This is a genomic window from Mycobacterium sp. NGS48 (assembly GCF_059812585.1).
In genome coordinates, this window is record NZ_JCALCY010000009.1 from 1 (window position 1) to 12,983 (window position 12,983).

15 protein-coding genes and 1 pseudogene are annotated in these 12,983 nt (G+C 64.2%); 5 read left to right on the plus strand and 11 right to left on the minus strand.

All coding sequences use genetic code 11. The features are described from left to right. Positions 1–266: 266 nt before the first annotated feature. Positions 267–1,271: a redoxin domain-containing protein gene (locus AC5Y42_RS16385; RefSeq protein WP_499899652.1), complete on the minus strand. Its 1,005-nt coding sequence runs from the start codon at positions 1,269–1,271 to the stop codon at positions 267–269. An 839-nt stretch (positions 1,272–2,110) separates the two neighbouring features. Between AC5Y42_RS16385 and AC5Y42_RS16390 the strand changes: the two genes are divergently transcribed. Further along, positions 2,111–2,491: a DinB family protein gene (locus AC5Y42_RS16390; protein WP_499899653.1), complete on the plus strand. Its 381-nt coding sequence runs from the start codon at positions 2,111–2,113 to the stop codon at positions 2,489–2,491. An 8-nt stretch (positions 2,492–2,499) separates the two neighbouring features. Here AC5Y42_RS16390 and AC5Y42_RS16395 read toward each other — a convergent pair whose 3' ends face one another. Next, positions 2,500–2,868 (minus strand): VOC family protein, encoded by a 369-nt coding sequence (locus AC5Y42_RS16395; protein ID WP_499899654.1) that lies wholly within the window; start codon positions 2,866–2,868, stop codon positions 2,500–2,502. A 117-nt stretch (positions 2,869–2,985) separates the two neighbouring features. On the opposite strand from AC5Y42_RS16395, the gene AC5Y42_RS16400 reads away from it, so the two are divergent. Together AC5Y42_RS16400 and AC5Y42_RS16405 are read left to right on the plus strand one after the other, a co-directional pair. Beyond that, positions 2,986–3,573 carry a cyclic nucleotide-binding domain-containing protein gene (locus AC5Y42_RS16400; protein ID WP_499899655.1) on the plus strand — a complete coding sequence of 196 codons (588 nt, stop codon included), beginning with the start codon at positions 2,986–2,988 and terminating at the stop codon, positions 3,571–3,573. A gap of 34 nt (positions 3,574–3,607) precedes the next feature. After that, positions 3,608–4,621: an NADP-dependent oxidoreductase gene (locus AC5Y42_RS16405; RefSeq protein ID WP_499899656.1), complete on the plus strand. Its 1,014-nt coding sequence runs from the start codon at positions 3,608–3,610 to the stop codon at positions 4,619–4,621. 47 nt (positions 4,622–4,668) lie between these two features. Here the strand turns inward: AC5Y42_RS16405 and AC5Y42_RS16410 are convergent, their stop codons facing one another. The 3 genes and pseudogenes from AC5Y42_RS16410 to AC5Y42_RS16420 all read right to left on the minus strand — a co-directional run bounded on the left by AC5Y42_RS16410 (position 4,669) and on the right by AC5Y42_RS16420 (position 7,000). Further along, positions 4,669–5,451 (minus strand): lytic transglycosylase domain-containing protein, encoded by a 783-nt coding sequence (locus AC5Y42_RS16410; protein ID WP_499899776.1) that lies wholly within the window; start codon positions 5,449–5,451, stop codon positions 4,669–4,671. Between the two features lie 192 nt (positions 5,452–5,643). Continuing rightward, positions 5,644–6,526: pseudogene (ppk2, locus tag AC5Y42_RS16415) on the minus strand (polyphosphate kinase 2). A gap of 72 nt (positions 6,527–6,598) precedes the next feature. Then, complete coding sequence (locus tag AC5Y42_RS16420) at positions 6,599–7,000, minus strand: hypothetical protein (protein WP_499899657.1); 402 nt, start codon at positions 6,998–7,000, stop codon at positions 6,599–6,601. A 78-nt stretch (positions 7,001–7,078) separates the two neighbouring features. On the opposite strand from AC5Y42_RS16420, the gene AC5Y42_RS16425 reads away from it, so the two are divergent. Then, positions 7,079–7,699 (plus strand): MerR family transcriptional regulator, encoded by a 621-nt coding sequence (locus AC5Y42_RS16425; protein ID WP_499899658.1) that lies wholly within the window; start codon positions 7,079–7,081, stop codon positions 7,697–7,699. Between the two features lie 12 nt (positions 7,700–7,711). Here AC5Y42_RS16425 and AC5Y42_RS16430 read toward each other — a convergent pair whose 3' ends face one another. Then, positions 7,712–8,140, minus strand: a complete 429-nt coding sequence (locus AC5Y42_RS16430) for a pyridoxamine 5'-phosphate oxidase family protein (protein WP_499899659.1) — start codon at positions 8,138–8,140, stop codon at positions 7,712–7,714. Positions 8,141–8,292: 152 nt separating this feature from the next. Between AC5Y42_RS16430 and AC5Y42_RS16435 the strand changes: the two genes are divergently transcribed. Beyond that, positions 8,293–9,126, plus strand: coding sequence for an alpha/beta fold hydrolase (locus AC5Y42_RS16435; protein WP_499899660.1), 834 nt, complete (start codon positions 8,293–8,295; stop codon positions 9,124–9,126). A 5-nt stretch (positions 9,127–9,131) separates the two neighbouring features. Here AC5Y42_RS16435 and AC5Y42_RS16440 read toward each other — a convergent pair whose 3' ends face one another. From AC5Y42_RS16440 to AC5Y42_RS16460, 5 genes are all read right to left on the minus strand, one after another. Beyond that, positions 9,132–9,425, minus strand: coding sequence for an ANTAR domain-containing protein (locus AC5Y42_RS16440; protein WP_499899661.1), 294 nt, complete (start codon positions 9,423–9,425; stop codon positions 9,132–9,134). A gap of 193 nt (positions 9,426–9,618) precedes the next feature. Continuing rightward, the gene (gene tenA, locus AC5Y42_RS16445; RefSeq protein ID WP_499899662.1) at positions 9,619–10,281 is read right to left on the minus strand and encodes a thiaminase II; all 663 of its coding nucleotides are present in this window, start codon (positions 10,279–10,281) and stop codon (positions 9,619–9,621) included. After that, on the minus strand, positions 10,281–10,667 hold the full coding sequence (locus tag AC5Y42_RS16450; RefSeq protein WP_499899663.1) for an NYN domain-containing protein: 387 nt from the start codon (positions 10,665–10,667) through the stop codon (positions 10,281–10,283). Before AC5Y42_RS16450 ends, tenA begins: the two co-directional genes overlap by 1 nt. A gap of 25 nt (positions 10,668–10,692) precedes the next feature. After that, positions 10,693–12,522 (minus strand): fatty acyl-AMP ligase, encoded by a 1,830-nt coding sequence (locus AC5Y42_RS16455; protein WP_499899664.1) that lies wholly within the window; start codon positions 12,520–12,522, stop codon positions 10,693–10,695. 61 nt (positions 12,523–12,583) lie between these two features. Then, positions 12,584–12,964 carry a hypothetical protein gene (locus tag AC5Y42_RS16460; RefSeq protein WP_499899665.1) on the minus strand — a complete coding sequence of 127 codons (381 nt, stop codon included), beginning with the start codon at positions 12,962–12,964 and terminating at the stop codon, positions 12,584–12,586. Positions 12,965–12,983 lie beyond the last annotated feature (19 nt).

The window sequence follows — 12,983 nt, forward strand, 5'->3', positions numbered from 1 at the left end:
ACTGTGCGCCAGCGCTTCACGCAATTGTACAGTCCGGCCATAGCAGCCAACGCTAATGCCGAATAGCGATGTCGGCCGTCGCATCGCAGGTAAGCTGCAGTACCTTTGCTCAACTGAAACCGTCATGAAATGTTAGCCGCGGCCACGCCGATCCCTGCGCTCAGCTATGAGGTCGGCCAGCCTGGTCCGCGAGATAATGCTCGGCAGGCACCAACGTCGTTTTGGCAGTCCTAAACCCGCGGGAGATGACGCTCTTCGTCGGGGCGCTACCCCTGCCCCGCCCCTCGCAGTGCTCGTAACCCCTGCAGGGTCCTTGTAATCAGCTCCCGTCGTTCGTCTATCGTCATCGAGTCACCGAGGGAAGTGTGCACCCGCAAATAACCCTGCGTCACAAGATCGTCGACCAGGAACCGCGTCGCACCGAGCGGCAAGGATAGCCGAGCGGCGATCTCTGCGACCGAGGGACTGTGTACGCAAAACGTCAGGATCTGGCCACGCACGTCGTTTCTCGGCCAGTGCGGTGGCTTCACTGTGGTGGTGAGCGTATTGACCGGAGCTTCGAGTGCCACTTCGACTCCAGCGGCGATGTGGCCTGCCGCCGGCGTGTATGGCCGGACCAGGCTCGGCTCGCTCGCTGTTCCCGGTTTTGTGAACCAGCCGCCGATCGGCTCGCCCTTGCCTTTCGGCTGGTGATGCGCGTCGGTGTGCTCGTCCCGGACATGCGGCGAACTATCCGGCACCTTGTGGTTCTTCAAGAACCACAAGGTCTGGTCGGCGTGCACCGACGCGCGTACCTCATTGGAGACGACCTTGAGTATGACGCGGTCGGTGTCTATGACGAATGTGGTCCGTCTCACCGGCAGCAGCCGAGCCAGAAGACCACGACGGCGAGCATGTCGGCCATGCCGGGCCGCCTCAGTCGCCACGACGGATCTACGCAGCTTGGCTAGCCTGCCTCGGCGTACCCCGAACAGCTCCGACACCACCCCGTCCGTGTCGGAGAGCAACGGATAGTCGAACGAGCGCTGTTGGGCGAAGTGGGCCTGCCTGTCGACGGTGTCGGTGCTGATGCCCACGCGCTGGGCGCCCAACTGGGCGAATTCGCTCCTCAGGTCCCGAAAATGGCACGCCTGGGCTGTACAGATCGGTGAGGACGCTATTGGGAAGAAGAACAGCACAACCGGCCCTTCGGAAAGGAGCGCGGACAGCGTCCGAGGCCGACCGGTGTGGTCGTACAAAGTGAAGTCAGGCGCTTTCTCGCCCGCGATCATCGGCAAAGACTAACGCGAGAAGCTCTGCGCGACGCCCGACTCGGATAATTTGGTCTTCGCCGACGTCGGTCCTGACTTAACGGAAAGACAAGGAAGGGCCGACGATTGACTCGGACGGCTTTCACGTGCATCGGAACCGTCGAATACGGCGGGCAACCACCGCCCAAACGAAAAGTCATCGACGGCAACGAGTTCGATCATGTTGTCTTTCCGCGGTATTCCCGTCTCATTGAAGCTCGCGAGAACTGCTGAGGCGGCGCGAGTTTGACTGTTCTCACGCGAGGCCAAGGTGCGACGCGGCGGCCGTGACTGCATCGTCGTCGATAGCGAGGGCCCGGATGCTGCGCACGCTTAGCGCACCGAGGGCACGGTCGAACAATGTCACCTAAATCCAGCTTGCCTCCAGGGTCGACCACCACCGGAGCCCGGCCGCGTCGGAATGTAGTTCGAACTGACCGACAGCGTAGGCCTGGGTGGCTGAGCGCTGACCGGTCGCTACAACCGACGGACGTAGTGATTCGGCCATCAACACGCCAGGGTTCGTCGAGGTCGATATGCCTCGCCGCCTCTGGGGATCGCGCCCCTCTGACAACCGCCTCGAGCACGCACTTCAAACTTGTTGCTCATGACAATGGCGGAAGACGTCGAGGCGGAACGGGCGGCATCAACGGAGTCGTTGATCGAAGCCGGCGCGTCGGCCCGCACCGCGTGTGGTGAGTGGACTGCGCTGGATCTCGCGGCCCACCTCGCAGCGGAAGAACGCATCGGTGGTGTGACAACTCGTCGACAGCGCCATCCGTCTTGCGCGACGCCACGGCTTCGCGGCACTGATCGACCGGTTGCGTCGGCCCATCCCACGGCTGCTGTTGCGGCCGCGGGTGGCCCCGCTGGCCCTGTTCGAATACTGGACGCATCACGACGATCTCATCGGGCTCAATGACCTTGCCCATGCCGTGCCGGCGACACTGGCGGAGGTCATTCCGCTGCTGCTGCGCTATCAGCTCAAGAAGCTGCCCGCCGGTATCCGGTTGACAGTCGGTACCAGCGACAGCAACAGTCGGTGGTCTGTCGGCCCGGAGTCGAGTCCCGAGGTGATTCTCGACGCCACGTCCGCGGATCTAGTGCGGTGGCTTGCGGGACGGAGAGCGTTAGCCGAAATCGCCATGGCGGGCCCCGATGTCCACGTGCAGGCCCTACGTGCGTTCGACGGTCATGTATGACGTCGGAATCATCGCAGCTTCTGCGCGAATTCAATGATGTTGCCGTCCGGGTCGGCGATGTGAAGCGTCCGTTCCTGCCATGGTCGATCCACCGGCCCGCTGAGGATCTCGACGCCGAGCCCTCGCAACCGCTCCGCTTCCCCATCCACGTCTTCGATCCGGAAGCCGATCTCGCCACAGGGTGGGTTGCCGCCTTCGCGACAGATGAGCTCCGGCAGCTTCGACCGTTCGAAAAGCGAGAACTTGGTGTTATCCATGTCGAACTCGATGTAGCCGTCGCCTTCGGTCCGCACCTTGAGCCCGAGCACTTCCCGGTAGAACGTCACCGACCGTTTGAGCGACTCGACATATTGGATGACGTAGTCCACGCGAGGCATGAAATACACCGTATCGGTTTCCAGGCGCCTCGATCGCCTCCCGCAAATACCTGCTGCCCGCGCTACAACCGCGTTAGGCTCTCGATGTCCGGCCACATCGCGCATCAGGAGTCCACTATGAAGTCCGATGAAAAAGGCCTTAGCGAAGACGCCCGTCGGCTACGTGAGTTCGCCGCATTCGACAAGTTCTCGGATGATGAGCTGGAGCGTCTCGTCCGAGCGGCAAATCGCACATCGACGAGGGGGCCATCGCCGCTGATTCATGAGCAGACTCCGTCGGATGCCTGCTACATCCTGCTCAGCGGCGAGGCCGGGGTGTACGTCGGCCAGGACCGCATTGCCGTGGTGGGGCCGGGCGAGATGATCGGGGAATCCGTGCTGCGCCGCGGGCAGCTGCGTTCTGCGACCGTAACGACGACCGGCCCGGCCGAGGTTCTGCGTATTGGGCGCGATGATCTCGGCGGATTGCTCGACGACATTCCCGCGCTGCGTGAAACCATGGACGCGACTGTCGCGCGACACGTGCCCGTAGCTTCGTCGCCGAAGCCGAAACCGCAGCGCACCAAGGTGAACGCCTCGGTCTCGACGGACTTGGTCGAGCGGTTCGAGGAGGCCGCCAACGCCGCCGGTGTGAGTCTCGCGACCGCGCTCGGGGATGCGCTCACCCAGTGGATCGAGCAGAGCAGCACAGCCGCTTCCCCGTAGGCCTCCAGCAGGCCGCGTCCGGTACGGTGCGCTCATGTCCGATCGAAACCGCCGCTTCCTCCTCCGCGAACGTCCCACCGGACGCATTGGCCCTGACACGTTCGAACTCAGCGACGAGGCGGTCCCCGAGATCGGCGACGGCGAGGCACTTGTACGCGTCGATTGGATCTCGCTCGATCCGACGAACCGAGCGTGGATCAATGACATGCCGTCGTATTTGCCGCCGGTCGGCATCGGCGAGGTTATGCGCGCAGGTGGGCTGGGTGAAGTGATCGCGTCGAAGAACCCGCACTATGCGGTCGGCCAGATGGTGCAGGGTCTTGTCGGCTGGCAGGAGTATGCGGTCGTCTCGGACGCGATGCCGTTGCTGCCGGTTGAGGTCGCCGAGGGTGTCTCCCCCAGCGCATATCTCGGCGCGCTCGGGATGACGGGGCTTACGGCGTGGATCGGGATCCGCGACATCGGCAAACCTCAGCCGGGTGAGACGGTCGTCGTCTCGGCCGCGGCCGGCGCGGTCGGCTCGGTTGCCGGTCAGCTCGCCAAGGCCGATGGCGCGCGTGTGGTCGGAATCGCCGGCGGCCCCGAGAAGTGTGCGCTGCTGACCGAGCAACTGGGGTTTGATGCGGCCGTCGACCACCGCGCCGACGACTGGGCCGCCCAGCTGGCCGCGGCGACGCCTAACGGCATCGACATCGACTTCGAGAACGTCGGCGGCGACATCATGGACGCGATCTTCGCGCGCCTCAACATTCGCGCGCGCGTTGCGCTATGCGGGCTGATCTCCGGCTACAACTCGGCTGACCCGCCGCCTGGACCGCGCGCGTTCGGCAACCTGCTCGTCCAGCGTGCCACGTTGCAGGGCTTCATTGTTCTCGACCACTTCGGCCAGGCGCCAGAAGCAACCGCCGAAATCGCCGGCCTGATCGCCGAGGGCAGGCTCACGCCGCTCGAGACGGTCGTCGAGGGCTTTGAGCAATTGCCGACGGCGATCAATATGCTGTTCGACGGCAAGAATGTCGGCAAGCTCGTCGTCAAGACAACCGGCTAGTGAAGGCGCCGTTGACATCTGACGCACGCTCGCCGCGCCACGACGAATTACTGCGGGTGGGTTGCCAGGTAGTCGTCGACCGCGATCCGTGACGGCGCAGCGTAACCGATGGGCAGCAACACATCTCCCGCGGTCGTGTAGTAATAGACATCCCACCGGTAGTAGCTGTTAAACGCGACGGGATCGGCTGCGAGCACCGCGGCGTATTGGTTGACCGCCTGGACGTATTCGTTCGCGTGGTTGTACCGGTAGAGGGCGTGATCACGGTTGCTGGCAAAGCCATTGGCCGCGAGGTAGCGCCCCGCTGCCAAGATGCTGTCGCGCGGTGAGTGGATATCGCCGCCCTCGCCGTAGGCGCCGAACGTGGAGGGCAAGAACTGCATTGGGCCCTGCGCGCCAGCGGTGCTCGGCCCCACGATGCGCCCGAAGCCGGATTCGATGAGGTTGATCGCGGCCAGGCAGGCCCAGTCAACGCCGGACTCCGACTCCGCCTGGTGGTAATAGGCCAACAGTTCGTCGGCTGGGACTGGAGGCTCGATGCGCCACGCGGGCAGCGTGTCCTTCACCTCTGCCATCGCCATGAGCTGCCGGCGCGCATCGATATTGCGGTAGTAGACCTCGAGTAACGACGGTGGGATGCGGGGACGCGTGATCGCATCCCATTCGGGGTGTCGCCCGATGGCCCGATAGGCCGCCTGCTGCCGGCGCGCCGCCGTCTCCAGCGTTGCCTCCGCCGTCGACACGACACGCAGCGCGAGCTCGTCGGCGACAAGGTCGTCCGCCAGTTGCGCGGGGTCTGACGCCAGCCTGGGCTGCACTCCCTCGGGCATGCTCGGCGCCGCCGCCACCGTTGTGGTTGACACGAGCGTTGCAGCGGCTACTTCTGTTGGCGGCGTAGTTGCCTTTGTACACCCGACGAGTGCCCACATGATCGTGCCGAGGACGAGCGGAGAAACGGCTACACGGTTACAGCTCACTGTGTTCGCTTCCATCGAATCCACGCTGCGACAATAGGTCTCGCGTCAGTCGGCCAAGGCGCGTCCCACTATCAGCGGATCGGCCTGACCCACTGCGTCGCGATCTTTTTCATCGTAGTCAAACTTGTCGAGGAAGTGCCTCATGGCGTTGATCCGGGCCCGCTTCTTATCGTTGCTTTTGACCACAATCCACGGCGCGAAATCGGTGTCCGTCGCGTCGAACATCTTTTCCTTGGCCGCGGTGTACATATCCCATCTGTTGATTGACTCGATGTCCATCGGCGAAAAAACTTCCACTGCCGGACAGGGTCAACCATTCGGATGGCGAACCGCGTGCGCTGCTCTGCCCGCGATACCGAGCACCAGAACTTTGTCAGGCTGATCCCGTCGTCGACAAGCAACTGCTCGAAAATTGGTGCCTGCCGGATGAATTTGTCATATTGCTCGGGAGTGCAGAACCCCATCACCTTTTCCACACCTGCGCGGTTGTACCACGACCGGTCGAACAGCACTATCTCACCGCCTGCAGGCAGGTGGGCAACGTAGCGCTGAAAGTACCATTCGGTGCTTTCGCGTTCGCTGGGCTTATCCAGCGCCACTACCTTCGCGCCGCGCGGGTTCAGATGTTCCATGAATCGCTGGATCGTTCCGCCCTTACCAGCGGCATCGCGGCCCTCGAACAAGATCGCATGACGAGCGCCAGTGCGCTTGGTCCATTTCTGCAGCTTCAGCAGCTCGATCTGCAGTCGTCGCTTCAGCGGCTCATACTCGTCGCGCGGCATTCGCTCGTGGTAGGGGTAGTTCTCGCGCCAGGTGTCGACCGGATCGCCGTTGCGGTCGAGCAGGACGGGAGCGTCGTCGTCCGCGCGTCGCCCACGGTATACCCGTGTTCGCTGGTCGAAAGGTCATCCAGGTCAATGTGAGTCATCGGCAGACGCTATCCACAAAAATCATGGTGTCACTGCCGACGCCAAAACGCCCGGGTGATCGGTCGGGGCGCTCAGGCCGTGAGTAGTCCTATGCCGAGCGAGGCCAGGCCTGCCGCGAGCATCAACCCGCCGGCGTACACAAGGGCGATCAGCGCGTTGGGGCGTTCGCGACCCGCCCCCATCGATGAGAAGAAGAAGCCGCTCGGCATCAACAACGCCGCGATCGGCACCCCGATGCGCGATAGCCAACCCCAGAAGCCCGCCATGTCCACAGCCTCGGCGTAGAGCAAGGCGGTTAACGACAGGATCAACAACACCCCCGCGTGGGCATGCCCCGCACGCGCGAACGACATCTGAAACGGTGTGGCCGGGGCGGATCCACGCACCAGCTTCACCAGGTAGAGGCCGCCAGTCTCCACGGTGACCAGGGACAGTAGCAGGATCCCGGCAAGGATCCGGGTGACGTCAGACATCGAGTCGCCTCTCGATCGGATACTGTTGCTATCCAATTTATTGGATACCTTCGCTACCTGATATGTCAAGATGGACTCATGCGACTGGCTGAGCTGTCTTCACGGAGCGGGGTCGCCGCTTCGACCATCAAGTACTACCTGCGGCTCGGGCTGCTTCAGCGCGGTGAGCATCAGAGCAGCACCTGGGCGACATACGACGATTCGCACCTGCGTCGGCTCGCCCTCATCCGTGCTTTGGTTGAGGTGGCCGGGCTGCAGCTCGAGGCGGTGCAGCGGATCCTCGAGGTGGTCGACGACGAGTCGGTGCCGTTGCACCGCGCGCTCGGAACCGCGCAGTGGCTCCTGTCCCCCACTCTCGGCGAGGAACCGAGCGGCGGGTCGACGGAGCGTGTTGATGCACTGCTTGCCCGGCACGGCTGGGACCTGGCGCCCGACAGCCCGCACCGCCCCGTGCTCGCCGGCGCGCTCGACCGGCTCGACAACCTTGCATTCCCGGCCAGCGACGCGCGGCTCGACCGGTACGCAGCGGCACTCGGCGGCCTCGCGCAGGGCGAAGTGGAAGCGGTCACCGCCGAGGCGGAGCGCGCAACCGCGATCGAGCACCTGGTGATCGGAACCTTGCTCTACGAGCCGCTATTGGCCACGATGCGCCGGATGGCGCAGGAGGCCGAGTCGGCCCGCCGCTCCGGCCGCCAGTGACGTCAGCAGGGGCTAGAGATCACCGGTGAAATCAGCGCTGAGCCACCGGTCGGGTCGGATGGTGAATAACACGTTGTCCGCGGGCTCGATGTCACGAACGAATGCGCGCCCACCATCCTCGCCGAGGTAACGGATGGCGATGGCTTCCCGCGCCTCCACAGGACTGGGTGTGGTGGTATCGACGACGGTGCCCTCGACGACCACGTATTGATAGGGCAGCTCTTCGCGTTGAACGACCACAGTTACCGTGCCCGCGCGCTCGATGAGCCGAGCCTTGCGAGTAGACGGCGAGGTGTTTATCAGGATGTTTCCTCCGGGCGTGTAGTCATACCAGATCGGGACACTGGCCGGCGGCCGGCCGTCGGCGGCTGCGACCGACAGCACGGCGACGTGCTTGGCTGCGAGGAACTCCTGGCGTTCGGTTTCGCTGAAGCGTTTCACGCCGACTGAGAACGCACAGCCCGGGGTTCTATTCCCCGCCGTTGACCTGGTGTTGGCAGTATCTGGCAGCTCGCCACATGGATCTGGCAGCAGCGTTGCACTTCGATTTCGGCTAGAGCCTGAGACCGACTATTCAAGGAGGAACGACCGCCATGGCCAAGCTCGCACTCAAGCAAGCCACGATCGAATATCAGGAATTCGGGCCGCAGGATTCGGCGCACACCGTGCTGTTCGTCCACGGCATCCTGGTCGACGGGCGACTCTGGCGCGGCGTCGTCGAAGAATTGGCGCTCCGCGGTTTTCGCTGCATTGTGCCCACGTGGCCGCTGGGCTCACACACCATCCCGGTTAACGACGCCGCCACACTCTCGCTATCCGGCGTCGCGGAGATGATCAACGACGCGATCGTCGCTCTTGACCTGTCCGATGTGACGCTGGTCGGCAGCGATACCGGAGGAGGGTTGTGTCAGCTGATGGTCGACGACTATCCGGACCGGATCGCCCGCCTAGTGCTCACCAACTGCGACGCCTTCGACCAGTGCCCGCCTTACCCGTTCGACATCGCATTTGGCTTGCTTCGCGGACCGATGTCGATCAAGTCGCTCTTCGGACTGATGCGGTTGCAGGTGCTGCGCCGATCGCCACTCGGCTTCGGCCTACTGTCCAACCAGCCCGATCCACACCTCACTTCCGCATGGCTGCAACCCTGCCTGCGGGACTCACGCATCTGCCGCGACCTTGCGGCGCTGCTGCGTCAGGTGGCCACCGCCGATCTCACCGATGTGGCGACCCGCCTCCCCCGGTTTACCGAGCCGGTGACGCTGGTGTGGGGCCAGCGGGACCGCTGCTTCACCCCGGACTTGGGTCGACGCCTGGCCGGGTTATTCAGCAATGGCAAGCTGATCGAAGCTCCCGACGCGAAAACCTTTGTTGCACTCGATGATCCGTCCGCAGTCATCGAGGCGATTGCGGCAAACGCTGCCTAGGCTTTTCAACAAAGCGCTACAGCAGACCCGGGAAAGAGCCGGCCCCATTCAACGCGGGCCGCTGACTGCGCATCGATGAAGCTGTGCGACGACTTTCCGCCGCCGCCCGCGAGATGGACGAGCGCCCAAGCCATTGCGAACACCGGCATCTGGTGACGTTGTGCCGCGCCGAGCAGTTCGTGCAAAGCCGTCTCCGAAGTGCACCGGCGAAGGCCGATCAGAATCCCCTGTGCCGTGTCGAGGATACGACCGCTTTGCAGATCAGAAGACATTTGGGGGTGAGCCCAGTTCGTCATCATGCCGTGCTTACCTCCTATTGAGCCGTTCTGATGTCTGCCACCCGCATTGCAGAAGAAGTACCCCCGTGCGCGTATCCCTCACGCGCATGCCGCTATTGCACCATGTGCCATGATTTGTGCATCGATGCCGTTGCGCCAGATCACCGTACGCATCGGTATGTAGCTGTGATCGTCTTGAGACGTAGCGGCGGCGTCAGAGAGGCCACACCTCGCGCCGCCAGGCGGCGTCCCAAAACATCCACTCGTAGCGGGCTGTCGTGGCGAAATGTGCCCGGGCGCGGACTTCTTCGGTAGCGCACAAGGTCTGGCCGACGTCGTCGGCCAGCGCCAGAACCTCGGCGACGGTGGTCCGATATTCGTCGTCGGCGTAGGTGTCGATCCAGCGCTGGTAGCGCGGATCGGGCGAGCCGCGCTTGACCAACTGGGCCCCAACCTCGGCATAGATCCAGTAGCACGGCAGCACTGCGGCGAGCCCATCGGCGAAGGTGCCGCCGTACGCGGTGGCCAGTAAATAGCTCGTGTAGGCGCGGGTCGTCGGTGCGACCGGCATGGTGTCGGGGTTCTGGAGGCCCAGCTCGGACAACAGCGACTCGTGCAGGGCGAGCTCGACCTCGACGATGCCGGCGGCGTGCCGCGCGAACATGCCGACACGATCGTAAGTGGGCGCCTTGCTGCCCACGACGGTCAGCGCGCGGGCGAAGTCGTGCAGGTAGTGCGCGTCCTGGGCGACGTAGTGGGCGAAGATGTCTGGGTCCAGGCGGCCGTCGGTGAGGCCCGTGAGGAACGGGTGCTCCAGGATCGCCGCATAGGTACCGGCCGCCTCGGCCCACAACCTTTCCGTCCAACCATTCCGCATCACAGCCCCGCTTCGGGTGGGTCGACCAGTCTCCGAAAGCTCGCCGCCGGATAGACGGATGCGCCTGAGTTCTGGACCCGATCGGCCAACGCGATGTCCGATGTCACGACGTTGATTTCCTGCGGTTGACCATCGGCCAGGACCAGACGGACGATCTCGTCGTCACCGGAGTTCGCGGCCGCCTTGGGTGCGTGGGCTACCTCGATCACCGATGAGCGAATCGGTGGCTTGGACGGCCGCTCGAAGACCACCGTCACCTGATGACCTTCCCTCGATGCCCAGCGCTCGAGCTGCTCCACAAGCCGGGCCATCGCCCGGGGGCGGTCCTTCCACCAACCGTCCGGGCGACTGCCGATCACGTTCATGGCGTCGACGATCCACCGCACTTTTCCACGGTACGGGCAAGGGCTTCTAATGCACACCCCAAGCGCCGCTGAGGTATTCAGCGCGGCAGGCCCGCCGAGCCAGCTTGCCGCTGGTCGTGCGCGGGATGGCGCCCGCCGGAAGTAAGCGCACATCGGCGGCGGCTAGCCCATAGCGGTCCAATACCGCCGCCCTGATCGCGTCGATCGCCGGCTGCGGGTCAGCGCGGCTGGTTCCGGCGGCGCGTTCCGCGATGATCACCAGGCGCGGGCCGGTATCGCCGGTGTCGGCTCCCGGCAATTCGTCGGCCGGTGCGGAAAACGCCGCGACATAGCCACGTCGCACCATCGGCGAAGCCTCCGCGGTGGTCACTTCGATGTCCTGCGGATAGTGGTTGCGGCCGTCAACGGTCACCAGGTCGACAATTCGTCCGGTGACGTAGAGCTGCCCGTCGAGATACATCCCCATGTCCCCGGTCCGCAGCCAGGTGCCTTCGATCGGTGAGCCGTCGGCGTGGCTGCCCTCTCTGAGCCGCAACTGCAGCTTGGCGCCGAAGGCCCGCCGGGTGTCGTTCGGACGCCCCCAGTAGCCGCGACCAATGTTGTTGCCTTGCAGCCATATTTCGCCGACCTGACCGTCGGGCAGTTCTTCGTCGGTGTCACGGTTGACGATCACGGCCCACTGGCTGCGAGCGACCCGACCGCACGAGACCTGTGGCACCGCGTTCTGGGCGTCGGCCGGCACTCGCGCGGCGTGACCGGCAGCCAGTTGCTCGCGGTCGAAGTAGGCAACGGTCGCCTCGGCAGCGGGGTCGATAGTCGAGACAAACAAGGTCGCCTCTGCCATGCCGTAGGAGGGTTTGATCGCCGTGCGTGGCAGCCCGTAGGGCGCGAACGCATCGCGGAATGTGGTTATCGCATCGATGCTGACCGGCTCGGATCCGATGATCATCACGACGTTGCTCAGGTCGATATCCTCACCCGGTGCGGGCAGACCGCGCTGCGCCGTCCACTCGTAGGCGAAGTTCGGTGCGGCGGTGACCACACGCCCATGTCGCGACTCAGCGGCCAACGCGTGAATCCACCGCTGCGGCCGTCGGACAAAGGCAGCTGGCGACAACAAGGTGGAATGTCCGCCATATACCGCCGGGAAGCCGATCATCGACAGACCCATGTCGTGGTAGAGCGGTAACCAACTGACGCCGTGGGTGTTTCGGTCAAGCAGGTCGATCGACAGGATCATCTGCAGCAGGTTGGTGCCGACCGCGCGGTGGGTGATTTCCACGCCCACCGGGGGCCGCGTCGAGCCCGACGTGTACTGCAAGTGGGAGATATCGTCGAGGCCCAGCTCGACATCGACGAACGCATGCCCCGCGGAGTCGGGAATCTCGTCGATGACGACGACTTCGGGCCTTCGAAGATGCGAGAGCTTCTGCAGAAACGGCTGGACGGCTTCGATCGCGGCCGCTGTCGTGAGGACCACCGCGGGTTCTGAATCACGCAGCGCCGTCTCGAGCCGTTCGGCGTGGCCGGGTAATTCCGGCGCGAACAACGGCACCGCAATGGTGCCCGCTTTGACCGCTGCGAAAAAGCCGGCGACATAGTCGATGCCCTGCGGCGCCAGGACCGCTACCCGATCACCGCAAGCTGCCAGTTGTTGCAGGTGCGCACTGATCGCTTGCAGTCGGACGCCGAATTGGGCCCAGGTCAGTTCGACGGCATGCCCGTCGACGGCGCCGGTGTAGTCCAGGTAGCGATATGCCACCGAGTCGCCGACGTGGGCGATGTTGCGGTCGATCAGAGAGATCAGCGTGACGTCTGGCGGCAACACAATGCCGCCCTGGGCGTCCAGGCAGTCCTCGATCTGTAGCAGCCCCATGACCCGCAGTCTAGGAGCCCGAGCCGTCAGCTCCTGCTAGCTGCGAGGGCCATGTGGCGCTTCACAACGCCGACTCGTGGAGGACCAGACTGATGAAGACGTAAGCCATGCACATGAGCAGGTTCATCGAGGCGAGAACCAAGCCGGCGACGATGAGCCACTGAACCGCGCTGCGCCGGCCGCGCGTGACCTTTGCGTGGCGCTGCTGGCGCTCTATCTCCATTGCGGCCAGCGCGAAATTCACATCGACGTACTCGTCAGAGACCAACGGCGCACCGCCCGCGATTTCCAGCAGACGCGTCGCTGGGATTCCAACTCCCACACCGGCGAAGCTCCGGCTCATCCGTCGCGCTTGTCTGCGGCTGAGCATTCGGTGTCGTGCGACGTGGCGCTGCGGCGGACTATCCCATTCGTCACCCCAGAGGTTTGACGAGACCGTCATGAGGGATGACTCTAACCGG

Bases quoted from the DNA above. Each gene is read 5' to 3' on its own strand.
- AC5Y42_RS16385 (WP_499899652.1), bottom strand. From the start codon at position 1,271: ATGATCGCGGGCGAGAAAGCGCCTGACTTCACTTTGTACGACCACACC.
- AC5Y42_RS16395 (WP_499899654.1), bottom strand. From the start codon at position 2,868: ATGCCTCGCGTGGACTACGTCATCCAATATGTCGAGTCGCTCAAACGG.
- AC5Y42_RS16400 (WP_499899655.1), top strand. From the start codon at position 2,986: ATGAAGTCCGATGAAAAAGGCCTTAGCGAAGACGCCCGTCGGCTACGT.
- AC5Y42_RS16405 (WP_499899656.1), top strand. From the start codon at position 3,608: ATGTCCGATCGAAACCGCCGCTTCCTCCTCCGCGAACGTCCCACCGGA.
- AC5Y42_RS16410 (WP_499899776.1), bottom strand. From the start codon at position 5,451: ATGCCCGAGGGAGTGCAGCCCAGGCTGGCGTCAGACCCCGCGCAACTG.
- AC5Y42_RS16420 (WP_499899657.1), bottom strand. From the start codon at position 7,000: ATGTCTGACGTCACCCGGATCCTTGCCGGGATCCTGCTACTGTCCCTG.
- AC5Y42_RS16425 (WP_499899658.1), top strand. From the start codon at position 7,079: ATGCGACTGGCTGAGCTGTCTTCACGGAGCGGGGTCGCCGCTTCGACC.
- AC5Y42_RS16435 (WP_499899660.1), top strand. From the start codon at position 8,293: ATGGCCAAGCTCGCACTCAAGCAAGCCACGATCGAATATCAGGAATTC.
- AC5Y42_RS16440 (WP_499899661.1), bottom strand. From the start codon at position 9,425: ATGATGACGAACTGGGCTCACCCCCAAATGTCTTCTGATCTGCAAAGC.
- tenA (WP_499899662.1), bottom strand. From the start codon at position 10,281: ATGCGGAATGGTTGGACGGAAAGGTTGTGGGCCGAGGCGGCCGGTACC.
- AC5Y42_RS16455 (WP_499899664.1), bottom strand. From the start codon at position 12,522: ATGGGGCTGCTACAGATCGAGGACTGCCTGGACGCCCAGGGCGGCATT.
- AC5Y42_RS16460 (WP_499899665.1), bottom strand. From the start codon at position 12,964: ATGACGGTCTCGTCAAACCTCTGGGGTGACGAATGGGATAGTCCGCCG.